The following is an 18,378-nucleotide window of genomic DNA, read 5'->3' on the forward strand; positions in this document are numbered from 1 at the left end:
TGCCGTCGTCGAGCCCGGCGGCGACGGCGTCGCGGACGCGCACCGCACGGCGCGGGTCCCGCGCCGCGGTGACGGCGACCGTGAGGTCGCCCGCCGGCCGGCCCGCGGCGTCGGTGACCGGCGTGCGTGCGACCGCCGGCACCCAGGCGCTGCCGAGCCCGGCGTCCCCGGCCGTGACGCAGAACGTGCGCAGCAGCTCCGCGTCGCCCGCCACGCGCGCGTCGACGTCGGGGTCCCCGGTCGCGGTGTGCACCAGCCAGGCGCCGTCGAGGTCGCCGTCGCAGTAGCCGCGCGTGACGCGCTCGACCGCGCCGGCCGCGACCAGCGCCGCCAGCTCGGGCACCACGTCGGGCGCGATCACCCGCACGCGGGCTCCCGCGGCGAGCAGCCCTCGCGCGCGCCGGAGCGCGACGGGACCGCCGCCCACCACGATGACGAGCCGGCCGGCGACGCGCAGGCCGAGCGGGTAGGTGTCGTGCACGGGACTCACCATCCTCCTCATCCGTGCAGCCCGCACTCGTCCTTGTCGCGGCCCGCCCAGCGTCCGGCGCGGGCGTCCTGCCCCGCCTCGACCCGCTGGGTGCAGGGCGCGCAGCCCACGGACGGGTACCCGTCGCTGAGCAGCGGGTTGACGACCACGCCGTGCTCGCGGGCGTACTCCTCGACCTCCTCGTCGGTCCAGGCCGCGAGCGGGTTGAGCTTCACCACGCCGTTGCGCTCGTCCCACGAGACGAGGGGCGCGTTCGCGCGTGCCGCCGTCTCGGCACGCCGCACCCCGGTGGCCCACGCCTCGTAGCCCTGCAGCGCCTGCCGCATGGGCGCGACCTTCCGCATGGCGCAGCAGGCCTCGGGGTCGCGGTCGTGCAGGCGCGGACCGTGCGCCGCGTCCTGCTGCGCCACCGTGAGCTCGGGGCGGACGTCCACCACGTCGACGTCCAGCTCGATCTCGACGGCGCCTCGGGTGCCGAGCGTCTCCGCGAAGTGGTAGCCGGTGTCGCCGAACAGGACGTCGACGAACGGGAGCTGCCGGGACACCAGGTGGGCGAGCACGAGGTCCTGCATCGAGGACGCCACCGCGAGGAACGGGCCGAACTCCCGCACCGCCCAGGCGACGACCTCCTCGGCCGTCGCCTCGCGCCGGTCCCCGTCGGCGTGCAGCTGGGCCTGGCCGCGCTCGACGACGTGGCGCAGCTCTTCCGGGGAGCGGCGGTGCCGGGACGCGCGGGCGCGCTGCCGGGCCTCCCGCGAGGCCTCGCGCGCCTCCGCCCGGGCGCGGACCTGCGCGAGCCGGTCGTGCCCGGAGCCGGCCGGTGCGAGCAGCGTCACGGGGGAGGCGACGTCGACGGCGGTCACCGCAGCGCCTCCTCGTCGGCCCGGTGCGCCCACTGCGCGAACGTCTCGTCCGCGGTGTGCTCGGCGTCGTACCGCCGCACCACGCGCTCCACGTAGTCGCCGACCTCCGCCGCCGGGACCTTGAGGCCGCGCACCGTGCGCCCGAGCTCCCCGGCGTCGCGCCCCGCCCCGACGAGGCCGCCGCCCAGGTGCACCTGGAAGCCCGGCATCTGCTCGCCGTCGACGGTGATGATCTGGCCCTTGAGCCCGATGTCGGCCGTCTGGATGCGCGCGCAGGAGTTGGGGCACCCGTTGACGTTGAGCTCGATGGGCCGCTCCAGGCGCCCGGTCACGTCGCCCAGCCGTTCCTCCAGCTCGGTGATGACGCGCGCCGCCGTGTCCTTCGTGTCGACGATGGCGAGCTTGCAGAACTCGATGCCCGTGCAGGCGATCGTGGAGCGGCGGAACAGGCTGGGCCGGGCGGTGAGGCCCAGCGGCTCCAGCCCGTCGAGGAGCTCGTCGACCCGGTCGGCCGGGACCCCGAGGACCACGACCTTCTGGTGGGCCGTGAGCCGCGCCCCGTCCGCGCCCACCCGCTCGACGAGGTCCGCGAGCCCGGTGAGGGTGTGGCCGCCGACCCTGCCGACCACCGGGGCGGCGCCCACGTAGTACCGGCCGTCCTTCTGCTCGTGCACGCCGACGTGGTCGCCCGGGCGCGTGGCCGGCGCGGGCGGCGGGCCGTCGGGCAGGCGGTAGCCCAGGTACTCGGTCTCCAGCACGTCGCGGAACCTCTCGGTGCCCCAGTCCGCCAGGAGGAACTTCAGGCGGGCCTTGTTGCGCAGCCGCCGGTAGCCGTAGTCGCGGAAGATGCGGATGACGCCGTGCCACACGTCCGGCGCCTGGTCCTCGGTGACGAAGACGCCCAGCCGCTCGCCCAGGCGCGGCGTCGTCGACAGCGCGCCGCCCACCCACAGGTCGTAACCCGGCCCGAGCTCCGGGTGGATCACCCCGACCAGCGAGATGTCGTTGATCTCGTGCACGACGTCGAGGCTGGGATGACCGGTGATCGCCGTCTTGAACTTCCGGGGCAGGTTCGCCAGCTCCGGGTCGCCGATGTACCGGCGCTTGATCTCGAGGATCACGGGCGTGGGGTCGATGATCTCGTCCGCCGCGATGCCCGCCACCGGGCTGCCCAGGAACCCGCGGGGCGAGTCGCCGCACGCCGTCGTCGTCTCCAGTCCCACCGCGTCGAGACGGCGCCAGATCTCCGGCATGCTCTCGATCTCGATCCAGTGGTACTGGATGTTCTGGCGGTCGGTGATGTCCGCGGACCCGCGCGCGAAGTCCGCCGAGATGCCCCCCAGCACCCGCAGCGCGGCCGGGTCGAGGACCTGCCCGTCGGAGCGCACCCGCAGCATGAAGTAGCGGTCCTCGAGCTCGTGCGGCTCGAGCGTGGCCGTGCGGCCGCCGTCGATCCCGGGCTTGCGCTGGGTGTACAGGCCCCACCAGCGGAAGCGGCCGTGCAGGTCGTCGTCCGCGATCGAGTCGAACCCGTCGCGGGCGTAGGTCGTCTCGATGCGCTCGCGGACCCCGAGGGGTGCCGCCTCCTGCTTGAACACCTCGTTGTGGTTGAGGGGGGCGGTCCCGTCCACCTTCCACTGGCCGTTCGGGCGGGTGGCGCGCGGCGGGCGGACGCGCTCAGGCGCGGCGTGCTCGCCGGTCTCGCCGGTGGCGGCGGGTGCGGGGGTAGAGGTCTGCGTCGTCATCTGGGGGGATCCTCGGTCCTCGGGGGGCGGGGACGCGCGACGACGAGCGACTCAGCGGGGGTGGGCCGAGGACCGACGGCGCGCGCCGGTGCTCAGGAGCCGCGCAGGGGCGGCGGGGCTGAGGTAGGGCGCGATCAGCGACAGCAGCACAGACAGCTGCGCATGCTGCGACGCACGCACGCCGGCATCTCGTGACGCGTCGTCACGAGGAGGCGGTGCGCGGCCGTGGTCATGACGAGGACGGTAGCCGGTCCACCGGAGGTCGCGCGAGAGCGGGTCCACATGGTGGGACCACATGTTGGACGGCCCGTCCGGGGCGCGGGACGCGGTGTGACATGTGACCGGTTGCCGACACCGGCGTCAGATCCCTGTCGGCGCGCGGATAGGGTGGCGGCATGGAGTTCCTCTACCACCTCTTCGTCGCGCTCCACTTCGTGGGCTGGGCGATCGTCCTCGGCGGCTACATCGCGTCGATCAAGAGCCCCGGCCTGTACCGCGGCGTCTTCCACGGTGCGGCGACGGCCCTCGTCGCCGGCGTCGTCATGGTCGGGATCGCCGAGATGGCCGACCTCTGGGCGGACGGCGGCCCGAGCATGGCCAAGATCGGCGTCAAGCTCGTGGTCGCGCTGATCATCACGGTCCTCGCGTTCCTCGCCAAGCGACAGGGCGCCAAGGGCGACAACGGCACGGGTGCGGTCAGCCCGGCGCTCAAGCACTCGATCGGCGCGCTGACGCTGGTCAACATCCTGGTCGCCGTCTTCTGGTGACCACGACCCTCGCAGCCCCCGGGCGGTCGCGATGAGCGTCCTGGGGGAGGTGCTGGTCGGGCTGGCGATCGCCGTCGGCCTGGTCGGCACCGTCGTCCAGGTGCTCCCCGGCAACGTGCTCGTGCTGGGGAGCATCCTCGTGTGGGCGTGGGTCACCGGCGGCCCGACGGCCTGGGTGTGCTTCGCCGTCGCCGCGGTGGCGATCGCCGTCGCCGAAGCGGGTCAGTGGCTCCTGGCCGGCCGCCACATGCGCCGCGCCGAGGTGCCCTGGGGCACCCTCGCCGTCGCCGGTGCGGCCGGGGTCGTCGGCTTCTTCGTGGTCCCCGTCGTCGGGCTGTTCCTGTTCTTCGCCGCGGCGGTCTTCCTGGTGGAGCTCGCCCGACGGCGGGACGCCGCCGTCGCCTGGACCGCCACGCGCGCCGCCCTCAAGGCCACCCTCATCACCATCGGTGTGCAGCTCGCCGGTGGCCTCGTCGCCACCCTCGCCTGGGTGGTCGGGCTGATCCTCACCTGATGTCCGCAGGACCTCCCGCGACGCCACGGCTCACCCGGCAGGGCTCTCCGTGACGTACAGGACGTTGCCGTCGGGGTCCCGGAACTCGAACATCGGGGGTGCCGACTCCCACAGGAGGAGCTCTCCGACGTCCGCACCGGCGTGGGCCAGCGCGTCGCGGGCGCCCGCCGCGTCGGGCGACGCGAGCCGGACCCCGGTGTCGACGCCGACGGGCAGCCCGTCCCCGGCGCGCACGAGAGCGAGCGACGTCGTGGCGCCCGGCGCGCCGACGTCGACCCAGCGGAAGCCGGGCTGCAGCTCGGCGTCGAAGCGGACCTCGAGCCCGAGCGGCCCGGTGTAGAAGGCGAGTGCGGCGTCCTGGTCGCGGACGGGGATCGCGACGGTCTGGACCTCGGTGAAGCGGGCTGTGCTCACGGCGGTTCCTCCTCGGCGGGACCCCGGCGCCGGGCGCGCCGGGGTGGCAGAGAGGGGACCTGCGGCGCGGGCCGATCTCATCGGCGCGCGGCTTAGGGTGTCGGCGGCAGCACGGAGCGACGGAGGAAGCATGGCGGACCAGGGAACGGACCAGGGAACGGATCGCGGGGCAGGCCGGTCGACGCACCGGTGGGAGGTGCGCGTCGCGACGCTCGACGAGCTGGACGCCCGCACCGGCTACGAGGCGTGGCGGCTGCGGCAGGACGTCTTCGTCGTCGAGCAGGACTGCGCCTATCCGGACCTGGACGGCCGGGACGCGGAGCCGACGACGCGCCACGTCGTCCTGCTCGACGGGGCGGACGACGGCCGCGTGGTCGCCACCGCGCGGGTGCTCGACGACGGGGACGTGCAGCGCATCGGCCGGGTGGTCTGCCACCCCGACGCGCGCGGCACGGGTGCGTCGGGCGTCCTCATGCGAGCCGCCCTCGACGTGGCGACCACGACGGCACCGCACGCCGACGTCGTGCTGGGCGCGCAGTCGCCGCTGACCGGCTGGTACGGGACGTTCGGCTTCGAGCCGGACGGGCCCGAGTACCTCGAGGACGAGATCCCGCACACGCCGATGCGCTTGCGTCGCTAGCGGGGACGCCGCCCGTCCGCGGTGCCGCACCAGGTGGCCAGCGCGTCGTGGAGCCCCTCGGCCGACCCCTCGCCGACCCACGCCACGTGCCCGTCGGGGCGCACCAGGACGGCGGTCGGGGCGGCGACCTCTCCCAGGACCGGGAGGACCCAGGGCCCGTCGGACGTCGCCGTGACGTGCCGGACGTACCCCGACCAGGGACCGGCGTCCAGCGCCGGGCCGCCGAGCTCCAGGAGCACCGGGCGGGCCGGGTGCAGCAGCTCGAACAGGCGCGCAGGGCCACCGGCAGGCGCGCCGCCAGGTCGGGCGCGCCCCTGGGGCACGAGGTCGAGGTCCGGCATCCTGCGCCCCAGCAGCGGGTGCCCGGCGCCCAGGTCGTACGCGACGTCCAGCCCCGTCGCCAGGCCGGTGACCGGCTCGTCCGCCCCGTCGACGGCGAGCACGGTGTCGAGCAGGTCGCGCAGAGCCTCCTGCCGCGGGTCCGAGCGTTGGAACAGCGACTGCGCCATCGTGTATCCCAGCGCCCGGGCGCCGGCCGGGTGCCGCTCCGCGTGATAGGTGTCGAGCAGCGTGTCGCCCGACCGGCCGCGCACCACCTGACCGAGCTTCCACCCGAGGTTGACCGCGTCCTGGAGGCCGAGCCCGATGCCCTGCCCGCCCGTCGGGGAGTGCACGTGCGCCGCGTCGCCGGCGAGCAGCACCCGGCCCGCCCGGTAGGACGTGGCCTGCCGGGTGGCGTCGCTGAACCGGGACAGCCACGTCGGGTCGTGCACACCGAAGTCGGTGCCGAACACCTCGGTGAGCCCGCGCCGCAGGTCGTCCAGCGTCGGCTCGCCGTCGGACGGCGTCGCCTCCGTGAGCACCACGCGCACCGTGCCGTCGGCCATCCGGGTCAGACCGTGCGGGCCGCGCTCGTCGACCGTCCCGGTGCGCTGCAGGTCGCCGTCCACCTGCACGTCGGCGATCAGGGTGGTGCGGGTCGCGGCCGGCCCCACCAGGTCGATGCCGACCGCCCGCCGCACGACGCTGCGCCCTCCGTCGGCGCCCACGACCAGACGCGCGCGCACCGGGTCTCCCGTCTCCAGCAGGACGTCGACACCGTCGTCGTCCTGCTGGACCCCGACGACCTCGACCCCGCGCCGCACCGGCACCCCACGCTCCTGCGCCCACCCGAGCAGCAGCCGCTCGATGCGCCCCTGGAACAGCGCCAGCGTGTACGGGTGGCGGGTGGGCAGCGCGCCCAGCTCGAGTCGGGTGCCGCCGAACGTCACCGCCGGGACGGTGGTGCCCTCGGCGAGGAACCGGTCCGCGATCCCGCGCTGGTCGAGCAGCTCGATCGTCCGGGCGTGGATCCCGCCGCCGCGAGAGCCCACGAGGTCCTGCGTCGCCCGCCGCTCGAGGACGACGACGTCCGCCCCCGCCAGGCGGAGCTCGGCCGCCAGCATGAGCCCCGTCGGGCCGCACCCGACCACCACCACGTCGTGCACCTCGGTCCCCCCGATCCGTCGCCTCACGCCATCGTGCCCGGTTCCCCAGGTGTCGGTCGCGGAGCCTAGTCTTGGTCCACGATGACCTCCCTGTTCGACAGCCTGTCCCTGCCCGGGTTCGACCACGCCGCGAAGGACGACACCGCCCGCCTCCCGCCGGTCGCCCCGCGCTGGGACGACGACGCCGCCGACCCGGCGTCCGGCGCGCCCGCGTGGGTGCGCGACGCCGCGTCCGACGCCCACGACGGCGGGCCGGGCGACGCGCGTCCCCGGACCCGCGGGGCGTTCTCCCACCTGGACCCGGACGCCCTGCTGGACGGGCTGAACCCGCAGCAGCGGGCCGCCGTCGAGCACGCGGGCTCACCGCTGCTGATCGTCGCCGGCGCGGGGTCGGGCAAGACGCGCGTGCTCACGCACCGCATCGCCCACCTGCTCGCCACCGGCCGGGCACGGGCGGGCGAGATCCTGGCGATCACGTTCACGAACAAGGCCGCGGCGGAGATGCGCGAGCGCGTCGAGCACCTCGTGGGCCCGGCGGGCGGCCGGATGTGGGTCTCGACGTTCCACTCCGCCTGCGTGCGGATCCTGCGCAAGGAGGCCAAGACCCTCGGTCTGCGCACCAGCTTCTCCATCTACGACGCCGCGGACTCGCAGCGACTCATCACGCTGGTGACGCGCGAGCTGGACCTAGACGCCAAGAAGTACCCCGCACGCTCGCTGGCGCACAAGATCAGCGACCTCAAGAACGAGCTGATCGACCCTGAGACGTACGCCCGGACGTCCGGCGCCGACACCGCCGAGCACGCCGACGCGGTGGAGCCGCCCGCGTCGGGCTGGCGCGCGCGGGCCGCGGGCGGCGGCCTGGCCGACGGCGGGGCGCCCGAGTTCGACACGGTGCTGGCGGACGTCTACCGCCGCTACCAGCAGCGCCTCGCGCAGGCGAACGCGCTCGACTTCGACGACATCATCATGACCACGGTGAACCTGCTGCAGGCGTTCCCCAACGTCGCGGAGCACTACCGCCGCCGGTTCCGCCACATCCTCGTGGACGAGTACCAGGACACGAACCACGCGCAGTACGTGCTGGTGCGCGAGCTCGCGGGGGCCACGGCCGACGGCCCGGGCGTCGACGGCCTGGACCCCGCCGAGCTCACGGTGGTGGGCGACGCCGACCAGTCGATCTACGCGTTCCGCGGCGCCACGATCCGCAACATCGTGGAGTTCGAGGAGGACTACCCCGACGCCACGACCATCCTGCTGGAGCAGAACTACCGTTCCACGCAGACGATCCTCTCGGCCGCCAACGCGGTGATCTCGCGCAACCCCGACCGCAAGCCGAAGCGGCTGTGGACCGACGCGGGCGCGGGGGAGAAGATCGTCGGCTACGTGGCCGACGACGAGCACGGCGAGGCACGGTTCGTCGCGGAGGAGATCGACCGGCTCGGAGACGCGGACGGCGTGCGGCCGGGGGACGTCGCGGTGTTCTACCGCACCAACGCGCAGTCCCGGGCGCTGGAGGAGGTGCTGATCCGCGTCGGGCTGCCGTACAAGGTGGTCGGCGGCACCCGCTTCTACGAGCGCCGCGAGATCAAGGACGCCGTCGCGTACCTGCGCGCCCTGGCCAACCCCGACGACGACGTGAACCTGCGCCGGGTGCTGAACGTGCCCAAGCGCGGGCTGGGCGACAAGGCCGAGTCGATGGTGGCGGGGTTCGCCGACCGTGAGCGCCTGTCGTTCGGGGCAGCGCTGGAGCGGGCGGACGAGATCCCCGGCCTCACGACCCGCACCTCCAAGCCGCTGCTGGCGTTCCGCGACATGATGCGCGACCTGCGCGCGCTCGTGGAGGACGGTGAGCCGCCCGCCACGATCCTCGGCGCGGTGCTCGACCGCAGCGGGTATCTCGCGGAGCTGCGCGCCTCGGACGACCCGCAGGACGCGTCGCGCGTGGAGAACCTCGCCGAGCTGCACGCCGTGGCGGCCGAGTTCAGCGAGCTCGACCCCGAGGGCGACCTGACCGACTTCCTCGAGCGCGTGTCGCTGGTGGCCGACGCGGACCAGATCCCGGACGAGGACGTGGCCGACGGCGAGGCGGAGCAGGAGCCCAAGGAGGACCCGGGCGTCGTCACCCTGATGACCCTGCACACCGCCAAGGGCCTGGAGTTCCCCGTCGTCTTCCTCACCGGGCTGGAGGACGGCACGTTCCCGCACATGCGCTCGCTGCACGACGACTCCGAGCTCGCCGAAGAGCGGCGGCTCGCCTACGTCGGCATCACGCGGGCGCGGCAGCGGCTGTACATCAGCCGTTCCGCGGTGCGGTCCGCGTGGGGGATGGCCAACGAGTTCCCGCCCAGCCGGTTCCTCGAGGAGGTCCCCGACGACCTGTGGGACTGGCGGCGGCGGGAGTCGTCCACCCAGTACCTGCGCCGTGGCGGGTCGGCCTGGGGCGGCTCGGCCGGGCGGGACCGCCGCGGCGGGGGAACCACCGGCGGCACGTGGGCGCCGGAGCGGCGCTCGCCGTCCGCGGGGGTCGGCGGGCGCCTGGGCAAGCCGAAGGACGCCGGCAAGGCCCCGACGGCGAGCACGGGGGCGACGTTCGGCTCGGCGACGCCGCGCAAGGACGCGGACGTGCCGTCGCTGGACGTGGGGGACAAGGTGACCCACGACGCGTACGGCGTCGGCACCGTCGTGTCGCTGGAGGGCAGCGGTCCCAACGCGGTCGCGCGGATCGACTTCGGCGCGGACGGCACCAAGCGCCTGCTGCTGCGGTACTCGCCGGTCACGAAGCTCTGACGCCCGCGGGCGGGGGCGGCGCGCGCCTGGCATCGTGACCTGGCATCGTGGCGGTGTGCTGCTGGACGCGAGGACGCTGCGCGGGCTCGCCGACGGGACGGTGACGCACACCTACCGCCGGTGGGCCGTGGTGCGGGTGCGTGCCGGCTCGACGATGCGCACACGGGTGGGCGTCGTCGAGGTGACGGGCGTGGACCCGATCGCGCCGGACCGGTTCGAGGCCGAGGTGGACGACGCCGACGCGCGGGGTGCCGGCTTCCGCTCCGGGGAGGCGGCCCGCGCCTGGATCGAGCGGCGCGGCGAGGGCGACCTGTACCGGGTGGGCCTGCGGCTGGCGGGGCCGGACCCGCGGGTCGCGCTGCGGGAGGACGCCGACCTGGACACGAAGACGGTGGATGCCCTCCGTGCCCGGCTCGCCCGCATGGACCGCGCGGCGCCCGAGCCGTGGACCCGCGCCTACCTGGAGCTGATCGAGGCGCGGCCCGGCGTCGTCGCGCGCACCCTGGCGGAAGGGCTGGGGATGGAGCGCGACCCGTTCAAGGTCCGGGTGCGGCGGCTCAAGGAGCTGGGGCTGACGGAGAGCCTCGACGTCGGGTACCGCCTGTCGCCGCGCGGGCGCGCGTACCTCGCGGCGACGGCGCAGGACGCGGACCCTCAGGCCTCGAACCGGTAGCCGGCCCCCGGGTGGGTGAGGAGGTGACGCGGCGCGCCTGGGTCGTCCTCGAGCTTGCGCCGCAGCTGCGCGGTGTACACGCGCAGATAGTTCGTCTCGGTGTCGTACCCGGGTCCCCAGACGTCCTGCAGCAGCTGCTTGCGGCCCACCATCCGGCCGCGGTGCCGCACCAGCACCTCGAGCAGCGACCACTCGGTGGGCGTGAGCCGTACCTCGGCGCCGTCGCGCTCGACGACCCGGCGGGCGAGGTCGATGCGCAGCCGGCCCGCGACGACGACCGGGTCGGACGACGCGTCGACGGGCCGGGCCCGCCGGACGGCGGCCCGCAGCCGTGCCAGGAGCTCGTTCATGGCGAACGGCTTGGTCACGTAGTCGTCGGCGCCCGCGTCGAGCGCGTCCACCTTGTCCTCGCCGAGCTGCCGCGCCGACAGCACGACGATCGGCACCGCCGACCACCCACGGATGCCGGCGATGACGTCGAGCCCGGAGACGTCGGGCAGGCCCAGGTCGAGCACGACGACGTCGGGGTGCGCGGCCGCCGCGGCGTCGAGCGCGGCGGCCCCGGTGCCGGCGACGGTGACGTCCCAGCCGTGCGCGCGCAGGTTGATCGCCAAGGCCCGGGCCAGCCCGGCGTCGTCGTCGACGACGAGGACCCGGTTGCCGCCGGGGACGTCGGCGTGCGCCGGACGGTCGCTCATCGGACCGGCCCCGTCTGCGGCGTCTGCTGCGCCGCCACGACCGGTGCGCTGACGACCATGGTGAGGCCGCCGCCGGGGGTGTCCTCGGCGGTCACGGTCGCTCCGACGGCACGGGCGAGGCCGTCGGCGACGGCCAGGCCGAGGCCCAGACCGGAGCCGGTGTCGTCGAGACGCTGGAACGGCTGGAACATGGTCTCCTTCCTGTCGTCCGGCACCCCTGGCCCGGTGTCGACGACGCGGACCTCGACGTCGTCGGGCGTGCTCGACGCCGCGACCCGCACCCGCGCACCGCCCGGCGAGTGTCGCACGGCGTTCGAGACGAGGTTGGCCACCACCCGCTCCAGCAGGCCGCCGTCCGTCTCCACGAGGGGCAGGTCCTCGGGCACGTCCAGCTCGAGCCGGTCCAGCCACGGCTCGACGGCGACGAGCACCACCTCCTCGACCGAGGTGGGGCGGTGCACGGGGCGCACGGACCCGGTCTGCAGGCGGGACAGGTCGAGCAGGTTGTCGATGAGCCGTTCGAGGCGCCGGGTGGACTCCTGGATGGTCGTGGTCAGGGCGCGGGTGTCCTCGTCGTCGAGCTCGACGTCGGGGGAGGCGAGGCCGTCGACGGCGGTGCGGATGGCGGTCAGCGGGGTGCGCAGGTCGTGGGAGACGGCGGCGAGGAGGGCGGTGCGCGTCGCCTCGGCGTGCTCGAGCTCGCGGGCCGCGGCCGCCTGCTCGCGCAGCCGGTGGTGCTCCAGCACGATCGCGGCCTGGCTGCCGAACGCCTCGACCGCCTGCCGGTCGCTCGCGGGCAGGGCGCGCCCGACGAGGACGAGACGGTGGGTGTCGTCCACCCGCACCTCGGTGGTCTCCGCGGTGTGCGGGCCGACGGCGGCCCGTCCGGCGTGCGCGACCGCCGTCCAGGCGGCCCGCTCGTCCGCGCGCGCCTCGAGCCGTACGTCGTCGAGCCCGAAGGTCAGGGCGAGGCGCTGCACGATCGCCTGGGCGGTGTCCTCGCCGGAGAGCACCGACCGGGACAGCGCGGCGAGCGTCGACGCCTCTGCGCGCGCCCGGTAGGCCTGCACGGTGCGGCGCGCCGCAAGGTCCACGACCGACGCCACCGCGGCCGCGACCAGCACGAACACGACCAGCGCGAGGAGATTCTCGGGGTCGGCGACGGTGAGCCTGCCGGTCGGCGGGGTGAAGAACCAGTTGAGGCACAGGAACGACACGACGGCCGCGGCCACCGCGGGCCACAGCCCGCCGACGAGCGCGACGGCGACGACGCCGGCGAGGAAGAGCATGAGCTCGGTGGTGAGCGACACCGCCTGCCGGCCCAGCACCACGAACAGCCCGGTGAGGAGTGCCGGCACCACCGGGACGGCCAGCCAGCCGGCGAGCCGCCGGGCGGGGGACAGGGGGGACAGGCGGGACGGTAGCCGCACGCCCGCCCGTGCCTCGGCGTGCGCGACGAGGTGCACGTCCGTGCTGCCGGACAGCCGGGCGATCTCGCTGCCCGACGAGCCGAGCAGCGCCTGCCGCCAGCGCGAGTGCCGCGACAACCCGACCACGATCATGGTGGCGTTCACGCCGTGCGCGAAGTCGGCCACCGCCGACGGCACGTCCTCGCCCACGACCGTGTGGAAGGTGCCGTCCAGCGCCTCGACCAGGGCGCGCTGCGCGGCGATCGCGGCGGGCGGGGCGGACGGCAGCCCGTCCGTGGGCAGCACGTGCACGGCCAGCAGCTCGGACCCGGCGGCGCGCTGGGCGATGCGGGCGCCGCGGCGCAGCAGCGTCTCGCTCTCCGGGCCGCCGGTGACCGCCACCACGACCCGCTCGCGGGCCGGCCACGTGCCCCCGATGCCGTGGTCGGCGCGGTAGCGCGTGAGCGCGTCGTCCACGCGGTCCGCGAGCCACAGCAGCGCCAGCTCGCGCAGCGCCGTGAGGTTGCCCTCGCGGAAGTACTGCCGCAGCGACGCGTCGACCTGCTCCGGCCGGTAGACGTTCCCGTGCGCGAGCCGGCGGCGCAGCTGCTGCGGCGACAGGTCGACGAGCTGGATCTGGTCGGCGTCGCGCACCACCTGGTCGGGGACGGTCTCGCGCTGGCGCACCCCGGTGATGGCCTCGACGTCGTCCGTGAGGGAGGCGAGGTGCTGCACGTTGACCGTCGTGACGACGTCGATCCCGGCGTCGAGCAGGTCGTGCACGTCCTGCCAGCGCTTGGCGTGCCGGGAGCCGGGCGCGTTGGTGTGCGCCAGCTCGTCGACGAGCGCCACCTGGGGCGCGCGGGCGACGACGGCGTCGACGTCGAGCTCGGTGAGCGTCGTGCCGCGGTAGGTGACGTCGCGCCGGGGCACGACCTCCAGGTCGCCGACCTTCGCCGCGGTCCCGGACCGCCCGTGGGTCTCGACCAGTCCGACGACGACGTCGGTGCCCCGGCCGCGGCGGCGCTCGGCCTCGTCCAGCATGGCGAACGTCTTGCCGACGCCGGGCGCGGCGCCGAGGTAGACGGTGAGCCGGCCGCGGCGTGGCGCGACGCCCCCGTGGTCCGGCGGCGTCGTGACCGGCGAAGTCATACGGGCATTGTGCGTCACGCGAGCCGCGCGATCGCCTGGTTGAGGGCGAGGACGTCGACACGCGGGTCGCCGAGGACGCCGAGCGTGCGGCCCCGGGTGTGCTCGGCGACGAGCGCGCGCACCTGTGCGGGGTCGAGCCCGCGCGCGGCGGCGACGCGGTCCACCTGGATCGCCGCGTAGGCGGGGGAGATGTCGGGGTCGAGCCCCGACCCGGACGCCGTCACGGCGTCCGGTGGCACGTCGAACGCGGGGACCCCCTCGGTGGCGGCCACCTGCGCACGGCGCTCGATGATCGTCGCGGCGAGCTCGGGGCTCTCCGGGCCGAGGTTGGACCCGCCGGACGCGAGCGTGTCGTAGCCGTCCCCGGCCGCCGACGGGCGGGGGTGGAACCAGCCGTCGCCGGTGAACTGCTGGCCCACCAGCGCGGACCCGACGGCCCGGGACCGGTCGGTGGTGCGGCTGCCGTCGGCGGTGACCAGGGAACCGTCGGCCTGCCAGCCGAACAGCACCTGGCCGGCCCCGGTCACGGCGAGGGGGTACCCGAGGCCGAGCAGCAGGGTGAGGGCGAGCAGCACGCGTAGCCCGGCGAGCGACGATCGGACGAGGTTCACGGTGTTCCTCCAGCGGGCCGGCGTCAGAGGCCGGGGATCAGGGAGACGACGAGGTCGAGGAGCTTGATGCCGACGAACGGCGCGACGAGCCCGCCGGCGCCGTAGACCCACAGGTTCCGGCGCAGCAGGGCGGAGGCCGACGCCGGCCGGTAGCGCACGCCGCGCAGCGCGAGCGGCACGAGCAGCAGGATGATCACGGCGTTGAAGATCACGGCCGAGACGATCGCGGAGTGCGGCGAGCCCAGGTGCATGACGTCGAGCACCGCCAGGCCGGGGAACAGGCCGGAGAACATCGCCGGCAGGATGGCGAAGTACTTCGCGACGTCGTTCGCCACGGAGAACGTGGTCAGCGCCCCGCGGGTGATGAGGAGCTGCTTGCCGATCTCCACGATCTCGATGAGCTTCGTGGGGTCGGAGTCGAGGTCCACCATGTTCCCCGCCTCCTTGGCCGCGGACGTGCCCGACGCCATCGCGACACCCACGTCCGACTGGGCGAGCGCCGGGGCGTCGTTCGTGCCGTCGCCCGCCATCGCGACGAGCCGCCCGCCCTCCTGCTCGCGCCGGATGAGGGCGAGCTTGTCCTCGGGCGTGGCCTCCGCGAGCACCTCGTCGACGCCCGCCTCGTCGCCGATGGCGCGCGCGGTGACGGCGTTGTCGCCCGTCACCATGACGGTGCGGATCCCCATCGCGCGCAGCTCGTCGAACCGCTCGCGGATGCCCTGCTTGACCACGTCCTTGAGCTGCACGACCCCCAGCACCCGGGCAGGACCGTCGCCCACCTGCTCCGCCACCACGAGCGGCGTCCCGCCCGTGCGGGACACGACGTCCACGTGGTCGGCGAGGCGCGCGGCCTGCGCGTCGGTGAGGTGCGCACCCGTGGAGTGCACCCAGCGCTGGACGGCGGAAGCGGCGCCCTTGCGGATCCGGCGGCCGTCCCGGCCAGGGTCGCCCGGCAGGTCGACGCCCGACATCCGCGACTGGGCCGTGAACGGCACCAGGGCGGCGCCCACGGGCAGCTCCGCGGTGTCGCCGAGGCGCTCGTCCACCAGGGCCACGATGCTGCGGCCCTCCGGGGTCTCGTCCGCGAGCGACGCGAGCCGGGCCGCGGCCGCAGCCTCAGGCTCGGTGACGCCGTCGATCGGCAGCACCGCGGCCGCGCGCCGGTTGCCGTACGTGATGGTGCCGGTCTTGTCGAGCAGCAGGACGTCCACGTCGCCCGCCGCCTCGACCGCGCGCCCCGACATGGCGAGCACGTTGCGCTGCACCAGCCGGTCCATGCCGGCGATCCCGATGGCGGACAGCAGCGCGCCGATCGTCGTCGGCACGAGGCACACCAGCAGCGCGACCAGCACCAGCACGTCCTGCCGCGACCCGGAGTACGCGGCGAACGGCTGCAGGGTGGCCACGGCCAGCACGAACACCGCGGTGAGCGAGGTGAGGAGCAGGTTGAGAGCCACCTCGTTCGGCGTGCGCCGGCGCTCGCTGCCCTCCACGAGCGCGATCATGCGGTCGACGAACGTGTGCCCGGGCGGGGTCGTGATGCGCACGACGACCTGGTCGGACAGCACGACGGTGCCGCCTGTGACGGCGCTGCGGTCGCCCCCGGACTCGCGGACCACGGGGGCGGACTCGCCCGTGATCGCGGACTCGTCCACGGACGCCACGCCTTCGATCACGTCACCGTCGCCGGGGACGGTCTCGCCGGCCGCCACCACGACGACGTCGCCCACGCACAGGCGGGCCGACGGGACCTCGGTCGTGGGGAGCGCGGCGAGGCCGGTGCCGGCCTCGAGCGTGTCCTGGGGTGCCAGGACCTTGCGCGCCGTCGTCTGCTGCTGGGCGGCGCGCAGGCTGGACGCCTGCGCGCGGCCGCGGGCCTCCGCGACGGCCTCGGCGAGGGCCGCGAAGGCGACGGTCGCCCACAGCCACAGGGTGACCAGCCACGCGAAGACGGACGGGTGCCAGACCGCGAGGACGGTCGTGAGGGCGGCGCCCGCCTCCACGACCAGCAGCACGGGCGTGCGCCACAGGGCGCGCGGGTCCATGCCGCGCAGGGCTCCGGGCAGCGCGGCACGCACCTGCGCCCAGGTGAGAGCGCGGCCGGGCCGGACCCGGCGCGCGGGGAGGTCGTCGCCCGCCGTGGGGGCGTCGAGCGTCGGGACGGTGGTGGTCATGACAGGGACTCCGCGACGGGACCGAGGGACAGGACGGGGACGAACGTGAGGCCGACGACGACCAGCGCCACCGTGGCGACCAGGCCCACGAACAGGGGCTGGTGGGTGGGCAGGGTGCCCGCGGACGCCGGCACGGTGCGCTGGGAGGCCAGCCGGCCGGCGAGGGCGAGCACGAGGGCGATCGGCACGAACCGGCCGGCCAGCATCGCCAGGCCGAGCAGCGTGTCGTAGAACGGCGTGCCGGACGTGAGCCCGGCGAAGGCGGAGCCGTTGTTGTTGCCGGCCGACGCGAACGCGTACAGCACCTCGGTCAGGCCGTGCGGGCCGGGCTCCTGGATCCCCGCGAGGCCGGGCTGCACCGAGACGGACAGCGCCGTGCCCACCAGCACGACGGCGGGCGTCGTGAGCACGTAGAGCGCGACCAGGGTCATCTCGCCGCGCCCGATCTTCTTGCCGAGGTACTCGGGGGTGCGGCCCACCATGAGGCCGGCGACGAACACCGCGACGACGGCGAGCACGAGCATCCCGTAGAGGCCGGACCCCACCCCGCCCGGTGCGATCTCGCCGAGCAGCATGGCGAAGAGGACGACCCCGCCGCCGGGCGCGGTGAACGAGTCGTGCATCGCGTTGACCGCCCCGGTGGACGTGCCCGTGGTCGCGGCGCCGAACAGGGCGCTGCCTGCGAGGCCGAAGCGGGTCTCCTTGCCCTCCGTCGCCGCCCCCGCGAGGTGGGGTGCGGTCCCCGGACCCGCCAGCTCGGCCCAGGTGGTGAGGGCGATCGCGACGAGCAGGAGCCCGGCCATCGCGCCGAGGATCGCCCAGCCCTGCCGGCGGTCGCCGACCATGATGCCGAAGGCTCGCGGCAGCGCCGTGGGGACGAGCAGGATCAGGAAGATCTCCAGGAGGTTGGTCCAAGGGCTCGGGTTCTCCAGCGGGTGCGCCGAGTTGGCGTTGAAGAACCCGCCGCCGTTGGTGCCCAGCTCCTTGATCGCCTCCTGGGACGCGACCGGGCCTCCCAGCAGGTGCTGGGCCCCGCCGTCGAGCGTCGTGACGGCGGTGTGCGGGTCCAGGTTCTGGACCACCCCTCCGGCGACCAGCACCAGCGCCGCGACCACCGAGAGCGGCAGCAGCACCCGCACGACGGAGCGGGTGAGGTCGGACCAGAAGTTGCCGACCCGTCCGTCGGTGCCCGACCGGGCGAAGCCGCGCACGAGCGCGATCGCGACCGACATGCCGACGGCGGCGGACACGAAGTTCTGCACGGTGAGGCCGGCCATCTGCAGCAGGTGCCCCGCGGCGGCCTCGCCCGAGTACCACTGCCAGTTGGTGTTGGTCGTGAAGCTCACCGCGGTGTTCCAGGCGCCGGCGGGGTCGAGCCCGGTGAACCCGAGGTTCCACGGGAGGTGCTGCTGGAGGCGCCCGAGCGCGTAGAGGAGCAGCACGGACGCGAGGGAGAAGCCGAGCACGGACAGCAGGTAGGAGCGCCAGTGCTGCTGCGCGTCGGGGTCCACCCGCACGGCGCGGTACCAGGCGCGCTCGGCGCGCGTGTGGCGCGGGGCGGAGTACACGCGCGCCAGGTAGCCGCCCAGGGGAGCGTGCGCCGCGGCGAGCATCGCCAGCAGCAGGAGGAGCTGGCCGACGGCGGCCAGGACCGTGGTGGTCGTGACGGGCATGGCGGGTCAGCCCTCCCGGCCGTCGCGCAGCATCGCGACGAGGAGGTAGACCAGGGCCAGCGCCATGAGTCCGAGGAAGACGAGGTCGAGGGCGCTCACGCGGACCTCCGGCGGGCGGCGAGCGCCACCGCGGCGAAGAACGCCACCGTGAGCACGACGTAGACGAGATCGCTCATGCGTCCCGGTCTAGTCGCGTCGGACCGGCCCGACGGCGGTCTTGACGCCTTCTTGACGGGCTCGCCCGGAACGTTGACGGCCCGCTGACGACGGGTCGTCAG

At 74.8% G+C, this 18,378-nt stretch carries 16 protein-coding genes; 5 read left to right on the forward strand and 11 right to left on the reverse strand.

The window, feature by feature from the left end; translation table 11 throughout:
* The 3 genes from ACFT55_RS10905 to ACFT55_RS10915 form a co-directional block, all read right to left on the reverse strand.
* A partial coding sequence (locus ACFT55_RS10905; RefSeq protein WP_380243850.1) for a bifunctional precorrin-2 dehydrogenase/sirohydrochlorin ferrochelatase occupies nucleotides 1-493 on the reverse strand: 493 nt, incomplete at its 3' end.
* A gap of 5 nt (nucleotides 494-498) precedes the next feature.
* Nucleotides 499-1,353 carry a phosphoadenylyl-sulfate reductase gene (locus ACFT55_RS10910; protein ID WP_380243851.1) on the reverse strand — a complete coding sequence of 285 codons (855 nt, stop codon included), beginning with the start codon at nucleotides 1,351-1,353 and terminating at the stop codon, nucleotides 499-501.
* Complete coding sequence (locus tag ACFT55_RS10915; RefSeq protein WP_380243852.1) at nucleotides 1,350-3,098, reverse strand: nitrite/sulfite reductase; 1,749 nt, start codon at nucleotides 3,096-3,098, stop codon at nucleotides 1,350-1,352. The genes ACFT55_RS10910 and ACFT55_RS10915 overlap by 4 nt, the downstream gene beginning before the upstream one ends.
* 395 nt (nucleotides 3,099-3,493) lie before the next feature.
* On the opposite strand from ACFT55_RS10915, the gene ACFT55_RS10920 reads away from it, so the two are divergent.
* Nucleotides 3,494-3,865: a hypothetical protein gene (locus tag ACFT55_RS10920; protein WP_380243853.1), complete on the forward strand. Its 372-nt coding sequence runs from the start codon at nucleotides 3,494-3,496 to the stop codon at nucleotides 3,863-3,865.
* A 31-nt stretch (nucleotides 3,866-3,896) separates the two neighbouring features.
* Nucleotides 3,897-4,379: a DUF456 domain-containing protein gene (locus ACFT55_RS10925; RefSeq protein WP_380243854.1), complete on the forward strand. Its 483-nt coding sequence runs from the start codon at nucleotides 3,897-3,899 to the stop codon at nucleotides 4,377-4,379.
* A gap of 30 nt (nucleotides 4,380-4,409) precedes the next feature.
* Here ACFT55_RS10925 and ACFT55_RS10930 read toward each other — a convergent pair whose 3' ends face one another.
* Complete coding sequence (locus ACFT55_RS10930) at nucleotides 4,410-4,793, reverse strand: VOC family protein (protein ID WP_380243855.1); 384 nt, start codon at nucleotides 4,791-4,793, stop codon at nucleotides 4,410-4,412.
* 130 nt (nucleotides 4,794-4,923) lie between these two features.
* Here ACFT55_RS10930 and ACFT55_RS10935 point away from each other — a divergent pair, with 130 nt between their 5' ends.
* Nucleotides 4,924-5,433 carry a GNAT family N-acetyltransferase gene (locus ACFT55_RS10935; protein ID WP_380243856.1) on the forward strand — a complete coding sequence of 170 codons (510 nt, stop codon included), beginning with the start codon at nucleotides 4,924-4,926 and terminating at the stop codon, nucleotides 5,431-5,433.
* Here ACFT55_RS10935 and ACFT55_RS10940 read toward each other — a convergent pair.
* A complete protein-coding gene (locus ACFT55_RS10940) occupies nucleotides 5,430-6,947 on the reverse strand; it encodes an FAD-dependent monooxygenase (protein ID WP_380243857.1) in 1,518 nt (505 codons plus the stop codon). The genes ACFT55_RS10935 and ACFT55_RS10940 overlap by 4 nt on opposite strands.
* A gap of 54 nt (nucleotides 6,948-7,001) precedes the next feature.
* Here ACFT55_RS10940 and ACFT55_RS10945 point away from each other — a divergent pair, with 54 nt between their 5' ends.
* Nucleotides 7,002-9,710: a UvrD-helicase domain-containing protein gene (locus ACFT55_RS10945; protein ID WP_380243858.1), complete on the forward strand. Its 2,709-nt coding sequence runs from the start codon at nucleotides 7,002-7,004 to the stop codon at nucleotides 9,708-9,710.
* A 34-nt stretch (nucleotides 9,711-9,744) separates the two neighbouring features.
* A complete protein-coding gene (locus ACFT55_RS10950; protein ID WP_380243859.1) occupies nucleotides 9,745-10,383 on the forward strand; it encodes a hypothetical protein in 639 nt (212 codons plus the stop codon).
* Here the strand turns inward: ACFT55_RS10950 and ACFT55_RS10955 are convergent.
* The 6 genes from ACFT55_RS10955 to ACFT55_RS10980 form a co-directional block, all read right to left on the reverse strand.
* Nucleotides 10,365-11,081: a response regulator gene (locus tag ACFT55_RS10955; protein WP_380243860.1), complete on the reverse strand. Its 717-nt coding sequence runs from the start codon at nucleotides 11,079-11,081 to the stop codon at nucleotides 10,365-10,367. The two genes, ACFT55_RS10950 and ACFT55_RS10955, sit on opposite strands and share 19 nt — an antisense overlap.
* A complete protein-coding gene (locus ACFT55_RS10960) occupies nucleotides 11,078-13,642 on the reverse strand; it encodes a DUF4118 domain-containing protein (protein ID WP_380243861.1) in 2,565 nt (854 codons plus the stop codon). Before ACFT55_RS10960 ends, ACFT55_RS10955 begins: the two co-directional genes overlap by 4 nt.
* 14 nt (nucleotides 13,643-13,656) lie before the next feature.
* Nucleotides 13,657-14,253, reverse strand: a complete 597-nt coding sequence (gene kdpC / locus ACFT55_RS10965; protein ID WP_380243862.1) for a potassium-transporting ATPase subunit KdpC — start codon at nucleotides 14,251-14,253, stop codon at nucleotides 13,657-13,659.
* A 23-nt stretch (nucleotides 14,254-14,276) separates the two neighbouring features.
* On the reverse strand, nucleotides 14,277-16,427 hold the full coding sequence (gene kdpB, locus ACFT55_RS10970; RefSeq protein WP_380243863.1) for a potassium-transporting ATPase subunit KdpB: 2,151 nt from the start codon (nucleotides 16,425-16,427) through the stop codon (nucleotides 14,277-14,279).
* Nucleotides 16,424-18,100: a potassium-transporting ATPase subunit KdpA gene (gene kdpA / locus ACFT55_RS10975; RefSeq protein ID WP_380243864.1), complete on the reverse strand. Its 1,677-nt coding sequence runs from the start codon at nucleotides 18,098-18,100 to the stop codon at nucleotides 16,424-16,426. Before kdpA ends, kdpB begins: the two co-directional genes overlap by 4 nt.
* A gap of 95 nt (nucleotides 18,101-18,195) precedes the next feature.
* On the reverse strand, nucleotides 18,196-18,378 hold a 183-nt coding region (locus tag ACFT55_RS10980; protein WP_380243865.1), incomplete at its 5' end, for a hypothetical protein.

The organism is Isoptericola sp. NPDC057191 (assembly GCF_042670225.1).
In the GTDB taxonomy this organism is placed as follows: Bacteria; Actinomycetota; Actinomycetes; order Actinomycetales; family Cellulomonadaceae; genus Isoptericola.